An 18,626-nucleotide genomic window follows, 5' to 3' on the forward strand; every position below is an offset into this window, starting at 1 on the left:
CTTGCGTTAGGGTACATACACGGGATGCAGGCATTCGTTCTTCAACCGCCACTTGAGCAGCCACGGCAAGATGGTGAAGCCTATGAGCGCAGCGATATTATAGCGCGTGTAGTACAATGGCAACCCGTTGAGTGCCTCGTCGCAGCTGAGCAGGAAGTAATACTTGGCGGGCATCACATAGCCCAGGGCCTCGACCCAGTTGTACATCGACTCGCCCGGCAGCGAGAAACCGCAGAACGAGAAGGTGAGCATGCCCAGCAGCGTGCACAGTGTGCTGCCGTAGCGGAAGTTTGGAGTCACGCACATGGCCATGATGGCCCATGCCTGATTGGCCAGCACAAAGAGCACCATGGCCACTATCATGATCATGGGGTGGCAGTTGAGCGGAAACTGGTAGATGCGGTACATCATAAACTGAATAAACCACCCTATGGCGCACCATATACACGTCTGTGGCAGCAGCTTGCCCGTCAATGCAATGGTGATCGAGTCGCCCGAGCTGCGCAGCCACTGCCGGCAAGTGCCGTACTTGAACTCGGTGCCTATGCTGAAGGCTGTGACCAGCAAGATGAGCAGGGCCAGCAGTGCAGGCACAAAGGAGCTGTTGAGATAGTAGCTGTAGTTCACCCATGGGTTGTTGATGGGGTGCACTTGCGTGGCCACGGGCTGCAGTGTTGCCGATATGGCCTCGCTGCGCATGCCCAGGGTGCGCAAGGCAACGGTGGCGATGGCCCCGTTGGCCAGCACGGTGATGGTCTTGAACCCTTTGTACATCATCGATGCCGGCGTGTAGTAGGCATAGCTCACATAGTAGCTTATGGTGGGGTGGTTGCCGCTCAGCGCGCGCTCCTCGAGGTGGGCAGGCATGAGGATGAATCCCAGCACGTCGCCGCGCTGCACGGCATCGCAGGCCTCCTGGAAGTTGGCAAAGTGGCACTTGATTTCCACGTTCTGCATTGCGCCCAGGTTGCGGGACAGCGCACGCGAGGTCGACGAGTTGTCGAGGTCGACTACGCCCACCGGCACGCGCGTGACGGGCCCCTTGTGCATGAGGTCGAAAAAGAAGAAGGCACTCAACAGCGGCATCACAACCATCATCCACACAAACACCTGTCGCCTCACCAGTGAGACGGCTCCTCGCTTGAATGCTTGTCTGAAGTATTGCTTGATCATGACTATGTGTTTACGCTGTGTCTTCTTGTTTGTTTGGCTGGCTGCACACTGCTGTGGCTCAACGCTCGTCGAGCAGCACCGACATGCCTGGCCTGAAGTCGGCAATGGGTGTCACGGGCTTGGCTTTGACCTCAAAGGTCTTGCTGTCGTACTGGCCGTAGGCCTTGGTGGCGTTCCACACGGCATAGCTGCCCATGTCGTGGATATAGTAGACTTGCAGTTTTGTTTTCTTGTTGTTGAGTGCCGGGATGGTGACGTTGATCAAGGTGTCCATGGGCATCTGCGAGAGTTTGTCTTCACGCACGTTGAACGATACCCACATGTCGTCGAGCTGCGATATCGACATGATGGGTGTGCCCATCGACACGAGCTCGCCCACGTGGGGGTAGATCTCGCTCACCTCGCCGTCGCAGGGAGCCACAAGCACTTGGTCCTCGAGCACCGATTCCACTTCCATCACCGTGCCTCGGGCCACATCTTCCATGCTCTTGGCGGCCGATTTGTCTTCGGCCTGGCTGCCGTTTTGGGCCAGCTGGGCATTGCTCTGTGCTGTGCGCACGGCGGCGCTTGCGGCGTCATAGGCAGCCTTGGCCTCGTCGCGTCGTTGCTGGGTGACCACGCCCTGCTGGTACAGGTTCTCCATGCGGTCGTAGGTCTTCTTGGCAATGTCCTCGGCAGCCTTGGCCTGCTCCACAATGTGACCTGTGCTCTGCTTGATCTCGGTGCGAGTGCCTTTGTCCACCTTCTGGCTGGCTGCCTGGGCGGCGCGTTGAGCGCTCTTGGCCTTGTAGAGTGTGGCGTCGGCCAGCTTGCTGCTTATGGCTACCAAGGTATCGCCCTTGTGCACATAGTCGCCCTCCTTGACATAGAATTTCACGATGCGCCCCGGCAGCTTGCCCGACACGCGCACTTGGTCGCAGTCGGCTTGGCCCTGAGTCATCTCCTTGGGGGCGTGAATGAGCAAGATGCCCAGCAGGGCCACGCAGGCCATCACGAGCGTGAAAACGCCCAGTGCGGCAAGCAGAGCCTTGTCGCGCTTGCGCACGATGGTGCGCTGGTCCTTCACTTCACGGCGCTTCGACTCGGTCTTGACGTCGCTGGCTTGGGTCCTGGTTGCGCTTGGGCCCCCGGCTTTCGTCTCACTTGGCGCTGTCACTTGGCGCTTGGGTTGTTGGTTGGCCGCCTGAGCTTGGGTTGCGGGTGTTTTCTTTTCATCAGCTTTATCCATTGTAGTAGATATAATGTGTTTTTTTTTGTGTTCGATTGTCAATATCTCATCTCGCCCAGCACCTTCGACAGGTACACGTCGCACAGCTGGATGTCGATTTGGGCATCGATGTTGTCGCTATAGGCCTTGAACCATGCAGTTTGGGCGGTGAGCACCTCGTCGAGGTTCATCACGCCCTCTTTGTAGCCCACAGTGGCACAGCGCAGGTTCTCGTTGGCCGACACGAGATTGGCCTTGGTCTTCTCGTAGGTCTTCCATGCCTCCTGGTAGCGATAGGCGGCTTGGTTCACTTGCAGGGCAATTTTCTCTTTGGCGTCTTCGAGCTCTACACGCTTGATGCGGGCGTCGGCCAGGGCAGCCTTGTATTTGTTAGACAGCCCTCCCCAGTGCCACAGTGGCACTTTCACCATGGCGCCTACCGAGAACCCGAAGCCAAACTTGTTTTCAAAGCCGTTATAGGCGTTGGGGTTCAGTGCGTGATAGGCAGCAAAGGCTGCCACTTGGGGCATCATCTCGCTCTTGGTCACATTGGCCTTCTCGTCGTAGATCTTGGTGGCCAGCGTGAGCGATTCTATCTCGTGGCGCTTGCTGTAGACCGTGTCCATGTTGAATCGTGAAGGGCGCAGGGTGCCCTCGATGTCTTCCTTGTCCTCATCGGCCAGGGTGTAGCGGCGGTCGATGGGCTGGCCGCACAGCTGGTTGAGCAGCATGCGCGACAAGGCCAGTCCGTTTTCCACCTTGGTCAGGTTCACGTTGCCCTCGTTCACTTTCACGTCTACACTCAGCTTGTTGGCTTGTGTGGCTACGCCCTGCTTCATCATTTTCTCCACATCGCTGTCGAGGTTCTTCACAAGTTTCAAGTAGCTGTGCACGAGTTTCTCCTTGGCTCTGAGCGACACCACCTGCCAGTAGGCTTGGTCCACGTTGTAGATCACGTCTTCGATTTTGCTGTCGTTCATCGAGCGGGCCAGCTCTTCGGCATATTTTGTGATGGCGTTCATGGCTCTTATTTTCCCTCCCATGTAGATGGGTTGCACTGCAGTGATAGCTCCGGCAAAGATGTTGTGGATGTCGGCCGTGAGTGCGCTTTTGGGCAGCAGTGCCACCATCGAGGGCACTATCGAGCCGTCGACCACTGCCGGCATGCCTGTGGCCGGGTCGGTGACCAGGCCGAAGTCGTACTTGCCTGTGGCGCTGTTATAGGTCTTGATGGGCAGGTACTGGTCTTCTTTTTTGAGCGACACCTTGTGCTGGTTGTAGATGTAGCCACCCACAAGGTCGATGCTGGGCAGGTAGGCCGCGGCGGCTTCCTTGCGCTGGTAGCCTGCTTGCTCTATCTTGATGTTGCCTGCTTGAATCTCCCTGTTGTTGTTGATGGCCATGCGGCGGCACGAGTCGAGCGATACTGTGCCCTGGGCCATTCCCTGTATCGACATCAACAACGCAAAATATAGCAATAACTTGAACTTGCGCATAAAATTTGACACGTGTATCGTTAAATCCATTGCAAATATACTGCAAAATAGAACACGATAATAAAATAACGGTGAATTTTACCACTTCCTTTGGACATTTGGACAACAGAGCGGCCCGAAAATGGCTGTATCGCATTTTCGGCCCGCTCTGCAGTTTCGGTTGTGGTTGGCTGGTGCTTCGGCCTCAGGCGGCGTTTCACTTGCCAGCGTTGCTCAAGTAGCATTTCACCTCGCCAAATGGCAGTTTGCCCACTACCATGAGCGGCCTGCGGTCGGGGGCAGTCGAGAGCCAGGCGTCGAGGTCGTCGCTCGACTTGCGCTTGCCGTCTTGCGTGAACTTGAAGGTGATGTGGTAGGCCTGGTGGCGACTCTTGTCGCGCAGGGTGATGGCCTGCACGCCGCGATACTTGATGGTGAGCACCTCCTTGGTTTTGCCCGAGAAGATACAGGTCACATAGGACTTGTTGTGTGCCAGGTTGCCAAAGTCGAGGTTGCGCAGCATGTAGAACACACTGAGCATGTCGTAGGCATTGCCGCGGTTGGCCAGGTTGGCATGCTTGATGCCGCTCTTGCGCCACCGGGTGCACCGGGCTGTGGTAGTGCCGTTGCTGCGAGAGAATTGCACCAGGTCGCGGGCACGGTATTTCTTCTCGTGGGTGCACTTCTCGTACCTGATGGGCAGAAACTGGCTGTTCATCGTGCACTTCAGGGTGTCGCGCACCGGGTAGAACGTGTCGGCCCACGACCGGGTGCGGCCCACGAGCTGTGCATAGTAGCCTTGTGGGGTGCGCTTGATGCTGAGCCGTGCGTCGCCGGCATGTTTCCATATCACACCCCAGTGATACACGATTTGGAAATTGAGTGTCTCGCTTGTGTAGGTGCGGGCTGTGGCCGGCAAGGCCATCAAGGCGACTAATGCCGCAAGCAGTCCAAGTCTTATGGATCTTATTACCTTCATTTTTGCATCAATTTTTGGGAGTTAGACCACTTTTCGCCCTCAAGGTTTAATTGTCACTTCTCGGGCTCGGTCACCTTCAGGCGGTCGCCGCTGCCACGTGCCACGGTGTTGTAGTAGTCCTGGGTGTAGCCCCCGAAGGTGGGCTGCACAGGCATACCGTAGGGGTTGTACTCAAATTTCCCGTCTTTCTCGTGCTTGATGTTGCCGTCGAGATACTTCACAAAGAGGTATTTGGCCAGGTCCTGATAGGCCTTCATGTAGGTTTGCGACTCGGCAATGCTGTAGTTGGTGAGATACTCTACAGCTTGGCGCTTGCTCGCCTTGAGCAGCTCTTGTGCCCGCTGCTCGGTGCTGGCCTGGTTGTGCTCAAAGCGGTCCTCGAGCTGGCCCTGCACTTTGCGTATGTCGGGGATCATGTAGCTGTAACGGTTGTAGGCTTGGTTGGCTATCAGGTTGTTGACCCAGAAGGCAGCGTCAAAGTCGAAGTGGTACAGGTCGGCCTTGCCGCTCTTGAAGCAGTCGGGCACCTCGGTGATGCTGCAGTACATGGGCACAAACACGGCGGTGTTGGCGTCGTCGACACCAAACCACAGGCAGCCTCCCACCTCGTCGGGCAGGCTGGCACGCATCTGCGAGACAAACACAAAGCCCGTCTGCTGTGTGGCAATGGCGCGCTCCTGGCAGTATTTCACGCTGTCGACGGTGAACTCCATAGGGCGGTAGCGGTAGGGAACGCCATAGTAGTTGGCAGCTCCTGGGTCGACGGTCATGTCAAACGGGGTGCCCTCGTAGTGGTCGCGCATCATGTTCTGCAGGTCGCGCACGCTCAATTTCTTGTCGGGCTTCACATAGAGGGGCATTCGGACAGCTCCCTTCTTGCCGGCAATGTAGGGCAGGTACATGTCCATGCCGCTCTTGAAGCGGTTGAAGTAGCTCCACACGCGGGCATCGCAGCCACGCAGGGTGCCGAAGTCGCTGGGGGCGTAGGCTGTAGAAAACTCAAAGTCCTTGTCTTTGCCCTTGAAGTAGCCCATCTTGCGGGCAAAGGAGATCACGTCCTTGCTGTAGAGACAGTTCTCCTTGTCGTTGAGCGGGAAGTTGTAGATGCGGCTTTGGTTGGCGTGGGCGGCGATACAGTCGTCGGGGATGCGCATGGCTACCCACACAGCTCCTTTCTCCTTGGGGCCCTTGCCCACCATCTCGAGCACCCACACCTCGTTGGGGTCGCCTATCGAGAACGACTCGCCCTCGCTGTAGTAGCCGTATCGGGCCACGAGGTCGGTCATCACCTTTATGGCCTCTCGGGCGGTCTTGCTGCGTTGCAGGGCGATATAGATGAGGCTGCCGTAGTCGATGATGGCCGAGGTGTCGACCAGCTCCTCGCGGCCGCCAAAGGTGGACTCGGCCACAGTCACCTGGTGCTCGTTGATGTTGCCCACCACCTGATAGGTGTGGGCTACTTCGGGAATATAGCCCAGCGGCTTGCCCGAGTCCCAGTCGACGATGGCGCGCATCTCGCCGGGCTTGTGGTCGGCTGCGGGCAAAAACTGCAGGTCGCCGTAGAGGGTGTGGGAGTCGGCTGCATAGGTGATGAGCGTGCTGCCGTCGGTAGTGGCATTTTTGCCTGCCAGCAGGTTGGTGCAGGCCAGTGCGCTGCCTGCTGTGACTGCCGCCAGCGCAAGTGTGATGTTTCTGATGTTCATAGTTGGTTGTGTATTTGTGTTTTTTGGATGTATTGCTTGGCACAGGCGAAGGTGATCATGTACCTGTCGCCCATAGTGGTGTGCAGGTAGTAGGGCGTGGCCTTGAAGCCGCCCTGGTGGGCGAGTTGCTGGCCTCGATGGGGGGTGGCAAAACGGTCGACTGTGATGTCGCTGGCATAGTTGCCCACTTGCTGTCGCTCGCCCACGGCCTTGAATATGGCTTCCTTGGCCATCCAGGCTACCATGTGGCCGTCGACGTCGCCGGTATCGAGCCAGGTTTTCTCCTCGTCGTTGACGTAGAAGTCGCGCACGCCCAGCACGCGCCGCCCGTAACGCTCCACGTCGACGCCCATGCGGTGGGTGGCGTTGAGCCCAATGCACAGCAGCCCACGTGTGTGGGCTATGGTGATGTGTGCCTGGCACCCCTCGATGTAGGGGTCGTCGTCGGCGTTGTGGCGCAGTGTGGCGCTTTGGCCCACGATGCGTTTCACGAGCAGTCGCTCGCCCAGAATTTCCCGGCGGCGGTATTCCGATTTTGCCTCACAGTGGGCGGGCAGTCCCTCGGCAGCACACATGCAGGCCAATTGTTGCGAGGTCTCGCTGAGCATCCACATGTGCAGCACAGTCCCGTCGATATATGTCTTAGTACCAGCGTAGGCCATGGGTGGTGGTGTCTTATTTTTTGTTGTTGTCTTTGCCGTTGTCGGGGGAGACGACGACTTTCACCTTGGCGATGCGGAATTTTTTTACCTTCAGCACGGTAAACTGGCAGCGGCCACAGGTGATTTCTTCCTTCTCCTTAGGGAAGTCGCCTTTCACGTTGAGCAGCAGGCCGGCTATGGTCTCGGCATCTTCGAGTTGCTTGTCGTCGAAGTCGTCCTCGCTGGTGCCGGTCACCTCGTAGAAGTCGTTGAGCGAGGTCTTGGCATCGAAGATATAGGTGTTGTCGGCCACCTTGCTGTAGAATTTCTCCTCGGTGTCATACTCGTCGTCGATGTCGCCCACAATCTCCTCGAGCACGTCCTCGAGGGTGCATATTCCCTGAGTGCAGCCATACTCGTCGACCACAATGGCCATGTGCACTTTCTTCTTGCGGAAGTCCTCGAGCAGGTCGTCGATTTGCCGTGTCTCGGGCACAAAATACACCGGTCGCAGCAGGGTTTGCCACCTGAAGCTGTTGTCGCGCTTGCCTATGTAGGGCAGCAAGTCCTTGGCATAGAGCATGCCCTTGATGTTGTCGGGGCTTTCTTCATACACGGGCATACGCGAGTATCCGTTTTCGACCACGGTCTTCACCACGTCGTCGAATGTGGTGTCGTAGTCGATGTCGACCACGTCGATGCGCGGACGCATGATTTCGGTCACCGTCTTCTCGCCAAAGGTGAGTATGCCCTTGAGCATCTCTTTTTCGTCGGTCGACTTCAAGTCGCTCACCTCCAGGGCGCGGTTCAGGTCTTCCATCGAGATGTCGTCGCTGCGCTTGCTCACTGCCTTGCGCACAATCAGGGTGCTCTTGACCATGAGCTTCGACAGGGGACCGAACACTTTCATCATCACACTCAGCCCGGGGGCCGCCATCTCGGCAAACTGCACGTTGTGGCTGCTGGCATAGAGCTTGGGTATGATTTCGCCGAAGAGCAGAATCAGGAAGGTGAGTATCACGGTTTGCACAACAAAATTGGCCACTGCACTGTTGAAGGTGAAGATGGTGTTCATGGCGTAGTTCAGTACCACGGCAATGAGCACGTTCACCGAGTTGTTGCCTATCAATATTGTGGCCAGCAGCCGTTCGGGCTTGGAGAGCAGCTGCTTTATTCTTTCTTGTTTCGACTCGTCGTCGATGCTGTCGATATCTTCTTTCGAGAGCGAGAAATAGGCCAGCTCCGACCCTGAGTTGTAGGCCGAGTACATCAATGCAAAGAGCGCGATGATGATGGCGATGATACTGCCCGCAGTGGGCGTGTTGACGGTGATGGCCTGCTGGTCAAGGGCCAAAATGTTTAGAAGACACGAAAGAGGGTCAGGATCCAAAATGCGGTATATTTAGTTCAACAATCAGCCTGCAGGCCTCGACGGCCCCAGTCAGGAAAATGCAAGTCGCATGTTTTCGCTCGCAAAGTTACAAAACTCTTGCCATCTGCCCAAATCTATCATGTGGATTATTTGTTTATTCCGGACAATGAACTGTGTGCCGCATGCCGAAAAATACATGAGTGTTGGAGAAGAAAACAGGATAACGAGGCCGAGACGTTCACAACGTGTCCTACACATAGAGGAAAGCTTAGGGTCAGTTCCAAACATGGGGCACGAGAGAAGAGAGAAAATGTCAGAATAGGTTCTTATCTTGCCAATAAGCATGGGTGGGAGATAGATCTAATGGCAAACCCTGATGGTGTAACCTCAGCAGATAGTTACAATAAATCTTTAGAAGTAAAGCAAGAATACAAAGTCTCCTCATCTGGATCTAAGTCGTCCATTGATTATTTGCTAAGATATGGGGCAAAACAAGCAGATAATGTAGTCTTGGTTTTACCACCCGACGTTTCTCTTGACAAATTGAGTAGCGCAATGCACGATAGAGTCAGAAGAACTAATCTTAAAACGGTCATGATCATAATCGATGGTAAAGACAAAACATACACCTTCGATGAAATCACTGCTAAAGGATTTAAAGTAAGACAGGCAGACTTGACATAATCAAGACTGCCTGAATGTGGGGATTGAACCCTTTCGGGATAAATCCACCGCAAAGTTAAACACTTGTTTCCAAACTCCAAACAATTATGAAGATTTTTTAGACCACTACGACTTTTTTCATTTTAACCATTCGTATTCCCAAAAATGAACTGATTTTTAAAAATAATTAAGACAATGTACACAATGAAGCATTTCACCATACGCGAACTCGTAAAGAGCCCTACAGCGCAACGTTTAGGAATTAGCAACGAGCCCACCGACGCCGTCAAGGCCAACCTCACCGCCCTGGTCGAGCACATTCTCGACCCGCTGCGCGAGGCCTGGGGCGCGCCCATCATCGTGACAAGCGGCTACCGCTCGCCAGCACTCAACAAGGCCATACACGGGGCCCAAAGCAGCCAGCATGTGCTTGGCCAAGCAGCCGACATACACACAGTTAGTGACAAGCCAGAGGATAACAGTAAACTCCTTGAGTTAATCATAAAACTCGGCCTGCCCTATGACCAAGTGATTAACGAGTATCCAAACAAGAAAATGCAGCCCGACTGGATACACGTGAGCTACAGTCCAAGACACAGGCGCAACAAGCTGACCTGCATAGGTGGAAAATACATCGCAGGATTAAATCCCTAACGCTATGAAAGAGAAAAAAGGAGTAAGAAACGAGGGCTGCGCCGGTGCAGGCGTGACGGTGCTGGTGATATTCGGCATCATCTGCCTGCTGCTTTCCATGTGTGCCTGCAAGACCCAGTACAAGGTGGTGGAGGTGCCCCGGGTAGTCACGCAGACCAACGTGGAGCACCACACCAACATCGTGCGCGACACCCTGCTAAGGCGCGACAGCGTGATAATCGTGCAGCGCGGCGACACCATCTACCACGAGACCTGGCACCACTTGCAGGCCATCAACAGGACTTATATCGCCGACACCGTGCGCGACACCATACCGCAGATTACCACCATCACCAAAACCGAGGTGCGGGAAGTCGAGAAAAAGCTCACTTCTTGGCAGCGCTTGAAGATGAAGCTCGGCGGGTGGCTGCTTGCGGCCGTGGCCGTGCTGCTGCTCGGCGGCGGGGTCTATGGAATACTCAAAATCAAGAAGATTGTAAAGTAGGTTTTCTCATATTGATTTTTAGGTTAATAGGTTAATTAGTTGCAACGCTGGCTGCCCGTGATGGGTGGCCAGCGCTGTTATGAAGCGATTACGTATGTAAAGAATGGCATTAAAGCGATTTACTAATGTCCTTCAAACGATTGAACAATAAGGTTTAAGAGATACGTTTCGTTTTCAGAAGATATACGTTTCGTTCTATAATAACGAACATTTCGTTTTGAGGATTATATTTGTGTGCTTCCAGCAGTGCCCCACAAAAAAATGCCAGGGCGCCGCACGGGCACCCTGGCAATGCTGTATGGGGTGAATGTACAAGCCTGGTTTAGAAGGTGTACTTCAAGCCAATTTGGGCACGCCAGCGGCTGTAGTAGTCACTGTAGTTGTGCATGTTGTAGTCACCGTCGTGCAAGAACTGGAATGCATTGCTCTTAGCATTGTAGGTGATGGGGCTGAAGTACATCGAGGCACCTGTCGACTGGTAGCGGCCCCACTTCTTGTTGAACATGTTGCCCACGTTCTGGATGTCGAAGGTGAGGGTGAAGGCGTGGGTGTACTTGCCGTAGTTGAACTTGTAGGTCTGTGCAAAGTGGAAGTCGAAGTGGTGCTCAAACTTCTCGTTGGCTGCAAAACGGTCGAAGTACTCGCCGCGGTGATCCTTGAGGTAGCGCTCGCTGGCCAGCCACTGCTTCATGTTGGCCTTCTGCTGGTCGGCTGTGTAGGCCTTGGTAGCGATGAAGGTCATCTGGTCGACTTGGGCGTCGGTAGGAATGTAGATCAGGTCGTTGCCGTTGCTGCCGTCGTTGTTGAAGTCGCCGTAGTAGTAGATCGAGTAGGGCGAACCGCTGTTGGCCGTGTAGATGAGGCCCACGTTGGTGTTCCAGTGCTTGGCATAGTCCTTGCTGTAGAAGGCCGACACGGTGATCTTGTGAGGTATGTTGTAGGCGCTGTTGCCCACCTCGGGATCGTTAGGATTGCCGTGGGTGTAGTTGTAGTTGTAGTTGGAGGCTGCAACCGAGCTGCCGCCGTAGTTCACGCTCTTAGATTGTGTGAAGGTGTAGGCAGCGGCCAGGTCGAGACCGAAGTTGAACTTCTTCTCGGCCTTGAGGCTGGCGGTGAAGGTGTGACCCTTGCTGCTGTTGTCGAGCAGATACACGCCGTTGAAGGGAGTGCCGCCGGTCATGCGGGTCAGGTAAGGACGGTTGTCGAAGTCAAGACCGAGTTTGCTGGCAACGGTAGTGGTGCCGTCCCAGTTGTAGGCGAGGTTCTTGTACACTACGTCGTTCAGGGTCTTCGACCACAGCACCTCGGCTGTCCAGTCGATGCCCAGCAGTTTTGCATCGAGACCCAGGTTCATGCGCAGAGTCTGGCCAAACTTGAAGTCCTTGGCAAACACGTTCACCACTTGCGATCCACTGGCCTTGAGCTGGTTGTAGGCTGCACTCTGGTTGTGCGGGTCGGTGACAAGGGTCAGGTCCTTGGCAGCGTTGCCCGACACGTTGTAGGTCATGAGCTGGATGCCGGTGTTGGAGAAGTTGTTGCTCAGCCACACAAACGGGATGCGGCCCGAGAACAGACCCACGCCGCCGCGCAACAGGAAGTTGTGGGGCTCGTCGAGCCAGTAGCGGAAGCCCAGACGTGGCGAGAAGAGCGGAGTGCTCTTGAGCTTATGGTTGGTAGCCACGTCCCAGTCGTCGCGCACGTCTTGCGAGATGGCGGTGTTGGCGGTCATGCTTTGTGCAAAGTCGTTGAAGGTCTTGTTCTCGCTGGGTGTGTCGAAGAACAAGGGGATGTCGACGCGCAGACCGTAGGTGAGGGTGAGGTCGCGGCTGGCACGCCACTGGTCTTGAGCATAGAAGCCCATCTGGCCGGCGCTGAAGCTTGCCCACCAGCGCGGGTCGCCAGTCACGTCGGTGTTGGCCTGGCCGTAGCGGTATTGCTTCACGTGGCCAGTCTCGCCGTTGAGTGCTGCATAGAAGTCGTCGGGGCTTGCAAAGTAGTAGGTGCCGTAGTTGTCTTGGATGAAGAGGTTCTTAAACTTGTAGAACTCCTCGTGGGTGCCAAAGGTGAAGGTGTGGTTGCCGCGATAGTAGTTCACGTTGTCGGTAAACGACCACACGTCTTGGTTCAAGCCATTGGCGCAGCTCGAACGCTCGGTGCCGAAGACCACGTTGCCGTTGCCCACGCCCGAGATCTGAATCATGGGGAACACACCGTGAGGATTGCGCGAGTCGCGCACACGCACATAGCTCAGCAAGGCCTCGTTGGCCCAGTTCTGGTTGATGTTGCTGTGCAACTCGGCAGTGAATGAGTTGGTCACACTCTTGAAGTCATACTGGTAGTCGGTGGCGTTGAGGCTGCCGGCCGTGGAGTTGCTGTTGAGCTGCTTGGCCGACACGATGCGCCAGCCCAGGGTGAGCTTGTTCTTGTCGTTGATGTTCCAGTCGAGCTTGAAGCCGCCCTTGTCGCTCTTGGTGTAGTTGTCGGGGTTGTTGAACGTGCCCGTGTAGCCCTTGGCCTGCAGTGCCGAGAGGAGCTGTTGCGCTACCTCGCCGTCGATTCTCGATGTTGAGCTGCCCAGCTTGTAGGGGTTGTTGTACTCGTCGTTGGCTTTCTCGTAGTTGGCAAAGAAAAACAGTTTGTCTTTGATGATGGGACCGCCCAGGGTCACACCATAGTGATAGGTTTTCTCGTGCTGGTATTTCTCCGAGGTTTTGCCGTTCATCAATTTATATTTCTCGCCGATGAGGTCCTGGTTGCGCCAGTCGCCGTAGACCGAGCCGTGGAACATGTTGGTGCCGCTCTTGGTGATGGCGTTGATCGATCCGCCGGTGAAGCCCGATTGGCGCACGTCGAAGGGTGCAACTTGCACCTGGATTTGATCGACGGTCTCCATCGAAATGGGCTGTGTGCCGGCTTGGCCGCCGTTCTGGCCGTTGCTCGTGAGGCCAAACACATCGTTGTTGACTGCACCGTCGACCATGAAGCTATTGTAGCGGTTGCTCACGCCGTTGAAGGTCATTGCACCCGATTGCGAGATGTTGACAAAGGGGTTCAGACGTGTGGCGTCGGCAACACTGTGGTCGATCGAGGGCACGCGGGCGATGTCGGCTGCAGTGAATGCCATGGCTGCGCCAGTCTTGGTGGCGTCGATACCGCTCTTGCCTGTGACCACCACTTCCTGGAGCTGTTGCGAGCTCAGCGAGAGGTTGGCGTCGGCATCGTAGGTTTCACCCAGGGTCAAGTAAATCTTGTCGAGGGTCTTGGTCTCGTAGCCGATGTAGGAAATCGTTACCGTGTAGGGGCCGCCTACGCGCATGCCCTGGATGGCGTAGTTACCACTCTGGTTGGTCACAGCCGTGTAGCGGGTGCCCGAAGGCATGTGGGTGGCTATGACTGTTGCTCCAATGACAGCCTCGTTGTTGTCCGACAGGGTCACCTTGCCGGCCAGCGATGAGCTCGTCACTTGAGCATCAAGACCAAATGCTACCATGAGCATGGTCAACAATGCAAAGATTTTGATTTTCATTGCCATAATGTTTGTTTAAATATAGTTGGTTGTATAAAAGGATGTCCTTTTTTTGTTAATTACAGATAGAAATCATATTCTCAGTTGTACTGCCATCGCTGTGATGACCTGTTGTTGTAAAACGTCAACACGCCGTGTCACATGAGTGGCACAGCGTGCATGAGATTTTCTTCATAAGTGATGAGGTCGTATTTGTGCTTCGTTGGCCGTAAATGGTCACGAAATACAGATGTCGTATGTAAATAAATTGCTGCATTTTGCTGCTTGTGGCGCAAAAATGTTCTTTATTTCACCGCAAAGATAGTTATAATTTTAAATTTAACGATAGGTAATTTAATTTTTAACTATTTTAATTAAAATCCTTAAAATCCTATGGGTGCTTTGGCAACTATGGTGGGCAGCAGTTGTGTGGGGGAAATGACAAAAAATGCTTACCTTTGCATCAGGATGTGGAGCAAGTTGAAATACTGGATTGCCGATAACCGTGGCTACTGCCTGACGATGCTCGTGGCCGTGGCGGTGTTTGGCGCGTTCAATGTGCTCACCACGCTCAAGCCCGACGACCTGCACTTTGCCATGATAGCCGGCAGCGACGACAAGGTGCCCATTGCCGGCTGGCACGATTTGTGGACCTCGTGGTCGACGATTTCTGTGAGCGACAATGGCCGCTTGGCCAACTATATCACGCAATTTTTCTCGGCCTTGGCAGGGAAATCGTGGTTCAACGTGGCCAATGTGGTGGTTTTTGCTCTTTTTCTACACTTCACAGGGCTGTGCATCACCTCGCGCCAGCGCGTGCCGGCCGTGGTGGCTTTGCTCACTTGTGTCATGGTGCTGCTTGTCATTCCCTATCCCGGCGAGACCATGCTGTGGATGTGCGGGAGTCTCAACTACTTGTGGTCGGCGACCTTGTCGGTCGTCGTGATTGCCGTTGTCACACTGCCGTGGCCCTGGCGTTGCGGCTGGCTCCAAGTGGTGGCGTTCTGCTTGCTGGCGCTTGTGGCTGGCTGGATGCAGGAGAGTGCAAGCTATCCCGTGAGTTTCGGCTGGCTGGCCTGGATGCTTGCGCGCCGCCGGCGCCCGCGAGCTGGCGAGCTGGCCGCCCTGGCCTGCTATGTGCTGGGTGCCGTGCTCATCACCTGCTCGCCTGCAGCATGGCAGCGGCTGGCCGATGCCGGCGTGGGCGGCGATGGCTCGATAGCGGCGACGATCCTGCGGCACTGCCGTGTGATAGCCTTGCGCAGTGTGCGCTATGGGATGCCTGTGCTGGCACTGCTGGTCATCGTGGCTACATGGCTGAAGAAAGGCGGCAAGACGGTTGTGGCCGATTGCTGGAACTGGATTTGGCTGGGCAATGTGATTTTGCTCTTTATCCTTGCCGACCCTCACAAGCAACGTCTCTATTTCTTCTATGTGCTCACAAGCTATGTGGTGGTGGCGCGGTGGTTCTATGTGCTGCTGGCCGAGCGCCACAGCCTGATGCGCTGGGCTACGGTGGCGCTTGCCGTTGCAACAGTGTGGCCTGCCGGGGCGGCCTTCAAGGCGCTTGCCGGCTACAAGCGTGGCTACGACCATGTCGAGGCCCTCATTGCGGCATCACCGGCCAGCTGTGTGCTCCGGTCCTATGACCCGCCCTACAACCGCTGGATAGCCACCAACCATTTCGACTCGGCCAGTTTCTTCGACTACAACACGCTCTTCTGCCGCTACTACGGCAAGTCGAGCTTGGTATTTCTGCGCCCTGCGCTTTATGAGCGCTATCATCGAGCCGATTTTCTGACTGGCGGCACGCTGGCCCCGTTTGCCAGTAGCTGCCCGCAGCTCGCCAGCCGCATCTATGTGTTTCGGGGGCAGGATTATTCCATCTTGCCCGTCGACTCGGCCTGCATCGACACGCGCTATGAGTCGCGCCACATGGAGCTCGACCGCCAGCTGGCACAGCCCAACAGCCTCACCTATTTCTGGCTGAAGCAACGCGGACGATTCTACATGATTATTCCGCCCGTTGAGGCCGATGTGACACGCCTCGAGATTCCGCTTCTCGACGGCGGCCGGCCTGTGAAGGTGGTGATGACCCGTCAAAATCGATAAACGACTCATGACCTTGTCAACGCTCACATATCGCCGCTCCTCGCTGCCGGGCAAGGCCTACCTGGCTGCCTTGGCGCTCGCTGGCATGGTTTTCTACATGTTCAATGTGCTCACCACGCTCAAGGGCGACGACATGCTGTATTCCTATATTATAGGTACCGACTATGTGCCCATCAGGTCGCTGGCGGGCTGGCTCAAGTCGCTGCCGGGCCTCTATGTGCAGGAGAATGGCCGCATGGCCAATATCCTGACCCAGCTCTTTGCCGGTGTGCTGGGCAAGCCAGTCTTTGACGTGCTCAATGCCCTGATGCTTGTGTTGCTGCTTCACCTCGTGGTGGTGCATGTGGCGGGCAAGGCACGCCCTGTGGCGGTGGTCGCCATCACCATGCTCATGATTTTTGCCGTCATTCCCTATCCAGGCGAGACGCTGCTGTGGATGTGTGGCAGTCTCAACTACCTATGGGCAGCCACCTTCACGCTCTACTGGCTGCACTGGCTGCACTCCCGTCGCAACAGTCGCCTCATGGCCTGGCAACAGGTGGCACTATTTCTTGCCAGCTGGGTGGCCGGGCAGATGAACGAGGCGGTGACGGTGCCCGTAGCGCTGGGCCTGTGCATGTGGCTTGTGGCTACGCGCAAGAGGCCCGACGCGGTGCTCTTGACTGCAATGGCGGGATACAGCCTGGGCGTGCTGCTCATCGTGTGCTCGCCTGGAGCCTGGGCACGTGTGCGCTCGGGCGACGTCAACCTTGCCGGCTCGGCAGCATGGCTGCTGGGTCGCCGCTTGCTCGTGGTGGGCTACAAGGCTGTAATCTATGTCTTTCCGGCCACGGCGGTGCTGCTCATGACTTGGGAGGGGAAGCATCACGGCTGGCGCAAGCTGGCTGCCGACTTGTGGCCTTGGATCATGCTGGGCTGCGTGCTGCTGCTCTACGCCCTGGGCGACTCCAAGAAGCCTCGCCTGTATTTCTTCTTCACCCTTGTGGGCTACATCTACACCATGCGTTGGCTCTATTGCCGCTATGGCTCCCGTGCCCGCTTGAGGCGTGCGGCGGCCGTGCTGTGTGCACTGGCTTGCATCTATCCTGTGGCGGCTGTGGCGGCCGAGCTCAGGGCCTACAAGGCTTACAACAGCGCCATGGTGGCGCGCATTGCAGCTGCCCCGGCCAACTGTGTGCTCTCTGCCTCGAGCTACCGCAACACGGTGTGGAGTCGCCGCTGGATTGCCCCCAACTACTACGACAGCATGCTCTACAGCGGCTACAACGACCTCTATGAGCGCTACTACGGCAAGCGCCATGTGGCCTTTGTGCGCGAGCCCTTGATGCAGCGCTACCTGTCGGCCAACTTTGTAGCCGGCACTCAGCTTGTGCCCTTGCGCAGCAGTCATTCCCGTCTCGTCGACACTGTGCTGGCGGTGCCTGGCTCGTCCTACTCGATCATTCCCATCGACTCGGCACATCTCGACAAGCACAATTGCGGGCTCGACTTCGACCTCGACCCCGTGCACAACCGCAACACCGAGACGCCTGCCGTGTACTACTACGACAACAAGATAAGAACACACAACCACCTGCCGTTTTTCAACATCTTTCACCGCGGGCGCTGCTATCTCATCGTGCCGGCGGTGGAGCGCGACGTTGTGCACCTGCGCATCCCTGTGGTGAGTGGCGGCAAGGAGGTGTGGGTCGACTTGTATCGATAGCCGTCGTGATTTAGTTTTCAACGATATTATTATAGATTAAAGGAGTAACAAAAGAAAAAATGATTGTTTTCAACACTACATTTCATGTGGGCGAGGCCCACTGCCAGGAGTTTCTCGCCTGGCTGCGCGAGGAGTATGTGCCCCGTGCCACTGCCCACGGCGTCTTGATCCACCCGCGCCTGCACCGCATCATGGGGCACCGCGGTGCCGATGCCGACGGCGGTGTGAGCTATGCCTTGCAGCTCGAGGTCGCCTCGCTGGGCCAGCTGCAACGCTGGAATCTTGCCGTGGGCAAGGACTTGATGGCCCGCATGGCCAGCCGTTTCGGCTCGCGTGTGGTCGCTTTCTCGACTATGATGGAAAAGCTTGAGCTGTGAAAATGGAAAGCGAGTTTGACAAAATAATCATAGGCATCGACCCTGGCACCAACGTCATGGGCTACGGTTTGCTTGGCGTGAAGGGCAAGAAACCCAGCCTCATTGCCATGGGGGTGCTCAAGCTCAACCGCTACGAGGACCACTACCTGCGCCTGCGGCGCATCTTTGAGCGTGTGACAAGTCTTATCGACGAGTATCTGCCCGACGAGATGTCGATCGAAGCCCCGTTCTATGGCAAGAATGTGCAATCGATGCTCAAGCTGGGGCGTGCCCAGGGGGTGGCCATGGCGGCAGCCTTGCACCACGACTTGTCGATCACCGAGTATGAGCCGCGCAAGATAAAGCAGGCCATCACCGGCACCGGCGCGGCCAGCAAGGAGCAGGTGGCTGCCATGTTGCAGCGCGAACTTAACATTGCTCCCAGCGAGATGCCCGACTTTCTCGATGCCACCGATGCCCTGGCTGCGGCTTTGTGCCACTTCTACGAGTGCCAGAAGCCGGCTTTTGCCCGCGGGGTGCACAGCTGGAAGTCGTATATCGCCCAGCACCCCGACCGGGTGAAGCGCTGAGCACCCG

General features: G+C 56.1%; 15 protein-coding genes. 7 read left to right on the plus strand and 8 right to left on the minus strand.

What is annotated here, in order from left to right; all coding sequences use genetic code 11:
* Positions 1-6 precede the first annotated feature (6 nt).
* From GF423_RS10870 to gldE, 7 genes are all read right to left on the minus strand, one after another.
* Positions 7-1,173 (minus strand): ABC transporter permease, encoded by a 1,167-nt coding sequence (locus GF423_RS10870; RefSeq protein ID WP_154328379.1) that lies wholly within the window; start codon positions 1,171-1,173, stop codon positions 7-9.
* 58 nt (positions 1,174-1,231) lie between these two features.
* Positions 1,232-2,401, minus strand: coding sequence for an HlyD family secretion protein (locus tag GF423_RS10875; protein ID WP_235911564.1), 1,170 nt, complete (start codon positions 2,399-2,401; stop codon positions 1,232-1,234).
* Positions 2,402-2,439: 38 nt separating this feature from the next.
* Positions 2,440-3,837: a TolC family protein gene (locus GF423_RS10880; RefSeq protein WP_235911565.1), complete on the minus strand. Its 1,398-nt coding sequence runs from the start codon at positions 3,835-3,837 to the stop codon at positions 2,440-2,442.
* Positions 3,838-4,072: 235 nt separating this feature from the next.
* Positions 4,073-4,834 (minus strand): DUF3108 domain-containing protein, encoded by a 762-nt coding sequence (locus GF423_RS10885; protein WP_154328381.1) that lies wholly within the window; start codon positions 4,832-4,834, stop codon positions 4,073-4,075.
* 53 nt (positions 4,835-4,887) lie between these two features.
* Positions 4,888-6,537, minus strand: coding sequence for a dipeptidase (locus GF423_RS10890; protein WP_154328382.1), 1,650 nt, complete (start codon positions 6,535-6,537; stop codon positions 4,888-4,890).
* Positions 6,534-7,199, minus strand: coding sequence for a 4'-phosphopantetheinyl transferase family protein (locus GF423_RS10895; RefSeq protein ID WP_154328383.1), 666 nt, complete (start codon positions 7,197-7,199; stop codon positions 6,534-6,536). The genes GF423_RS10890 and GF423_RS10895 overlap by 4 nt, the downstream gene beginning before the upstream one ends.
* Positions 7,200-7,212: 13 nt before the next feature.
* Positions 7,213-8,532, minus strand: a complete 1,320-nt coding sequence (gene gldE / locus GF423_RS10900) for a gliding motility-associated protein GldE (protein ID WP_235911567.1) — start codon at positions 8,530-8,532, stop codon at positions 7,213-7,215.
* A 381-nt stretch (positions 8,533-8,913) separates the two neighbouring features.
* Between gldE and GF423_RS10905 the strand changes: the two genes are divergently transcribed.
* From GF423_RS10905 to GF423_RS10915, 3 genes are all read left to right on the plus strand, one after another.
* Positions 8,914-9,234, plus strand: a complete 321-nt coding sequence (locus GF423_RS10905; protein ID WP_154328384.1) for a hypothetical protein — start codon at positions 8,914-8,916, stop codon at positions 9,232-9,234.
* Between the two features lie 183 nt (positions 9,235-9,417).
* On the plus strand, positions 9,418-9,867 hold the full coding sequence (locus GF423_RS10910) for a D-Ala-D-Ala carboxypeptidase family metallohydrolase (RefSeq protein ID WP_154329042.1): 450 nt from the start codon (positions 9,418-9,420) through the stop codon (positions 9,865-9,867).
* A 4-nt stretch (positions 9,868-9,871) separates the two neighbouring features.
* The gene (locus tag GF423_RS10915) at positions 9,872-10,351 is read left to right on the plus strand and encodes a hypothetical protein (RefSeq protein ID WP_154328385.1); all 480 of its coding nucleotides are present in this window, start codon (positions 9,872-9,874) and stop codon (positions 10,349-10,351) included.
* A 322-nt stretch (positions 10,352-10,673) separates the two neighbouring features.
* Here GF423_RS10915 and GF423_RS10920 read toward each other — a convergent pair whose 3' ends face one another.
* Positions 10,674-13,877: a TonB-dependent receptor gene (locus GF423_RS10920; protein ID WP_154328386.1), complete on the minus strand. Its 3,204-nt coding sequence runs from the start codon at positions 13,875-13,877 to the stop codon at positions 10,674-10,676.
* A gap of 417 nt (positions 13,878-14,294) precedes the next feature.
* Between GF423_RS10920 and GF423_RS10925 the strand changes: the two genes are divergently transcribed.
* The 4 genes from GF423_RS10925 to ruvC are packed head-to-tail and all read left to right on the plus strand — an operon-like array spanning position 14,295 to position 18,619.
* Positions 14,295-15,968 carry a DUF6056 family protein gene (locus GF423_RS10925; RefSeq protein ID WP_154328387.1) on the plus strand — a complete coding sequence of 558 codons (1,674 nt, stop codon included), beginning with the start codon at positions 14,295-14,297 and terminating at the stop codon, positions 15,966-15,968.
* Positions 15,969-15,975: 7 nt separating this feature from the next.
* Positions 15,976-17,673: a DUF6056 family protein gene (locus GF423_RS10930; RefSeq protein WP_154328388.1), complete on the plus strand. Its 1,698-nt coding sequence runs from the start codon at positions 15,976-15,978 to the stop codon at positions 17,671-17,673.
* Positions 17,674-17,732: 59 nt separating this feature from the next.
* Positions 17,733-18,050, plus strand: coding sequence for a DUF4286 family protein (locus GF423_RS10935; protein WP_154328389.1), 318 nt, complete (start codon positions 17,733-17,735; stop codon positions 18,048-18,050).
* Between the two features lie 2 nt (positions 18,051-18,052).
* Complete coding sequence (gene ruvC / locus GF423_RS10940) at positions 18,053-18,619, plus strand: crossover junction endodeoxyribonuclease RuvC (RefSeq protein ID WP_154328390.1); 567 nt, start codon at positions 18,053-18,055, stop codon at positions 18,617-18,619.
* The last annotated feature ends 7 nt before the right edge of the window (positions 18,620-18,626 follow it).

Source organism: Sodaliphilus pleomorphus (assembly GCF_009676955.1).
GTDB lineage: Bacteria > Bacteroidota > Bacteroidia > Bacteroidales > Muribaculaceae > Sodaliphilus > Sodaliphilus pleomorphus.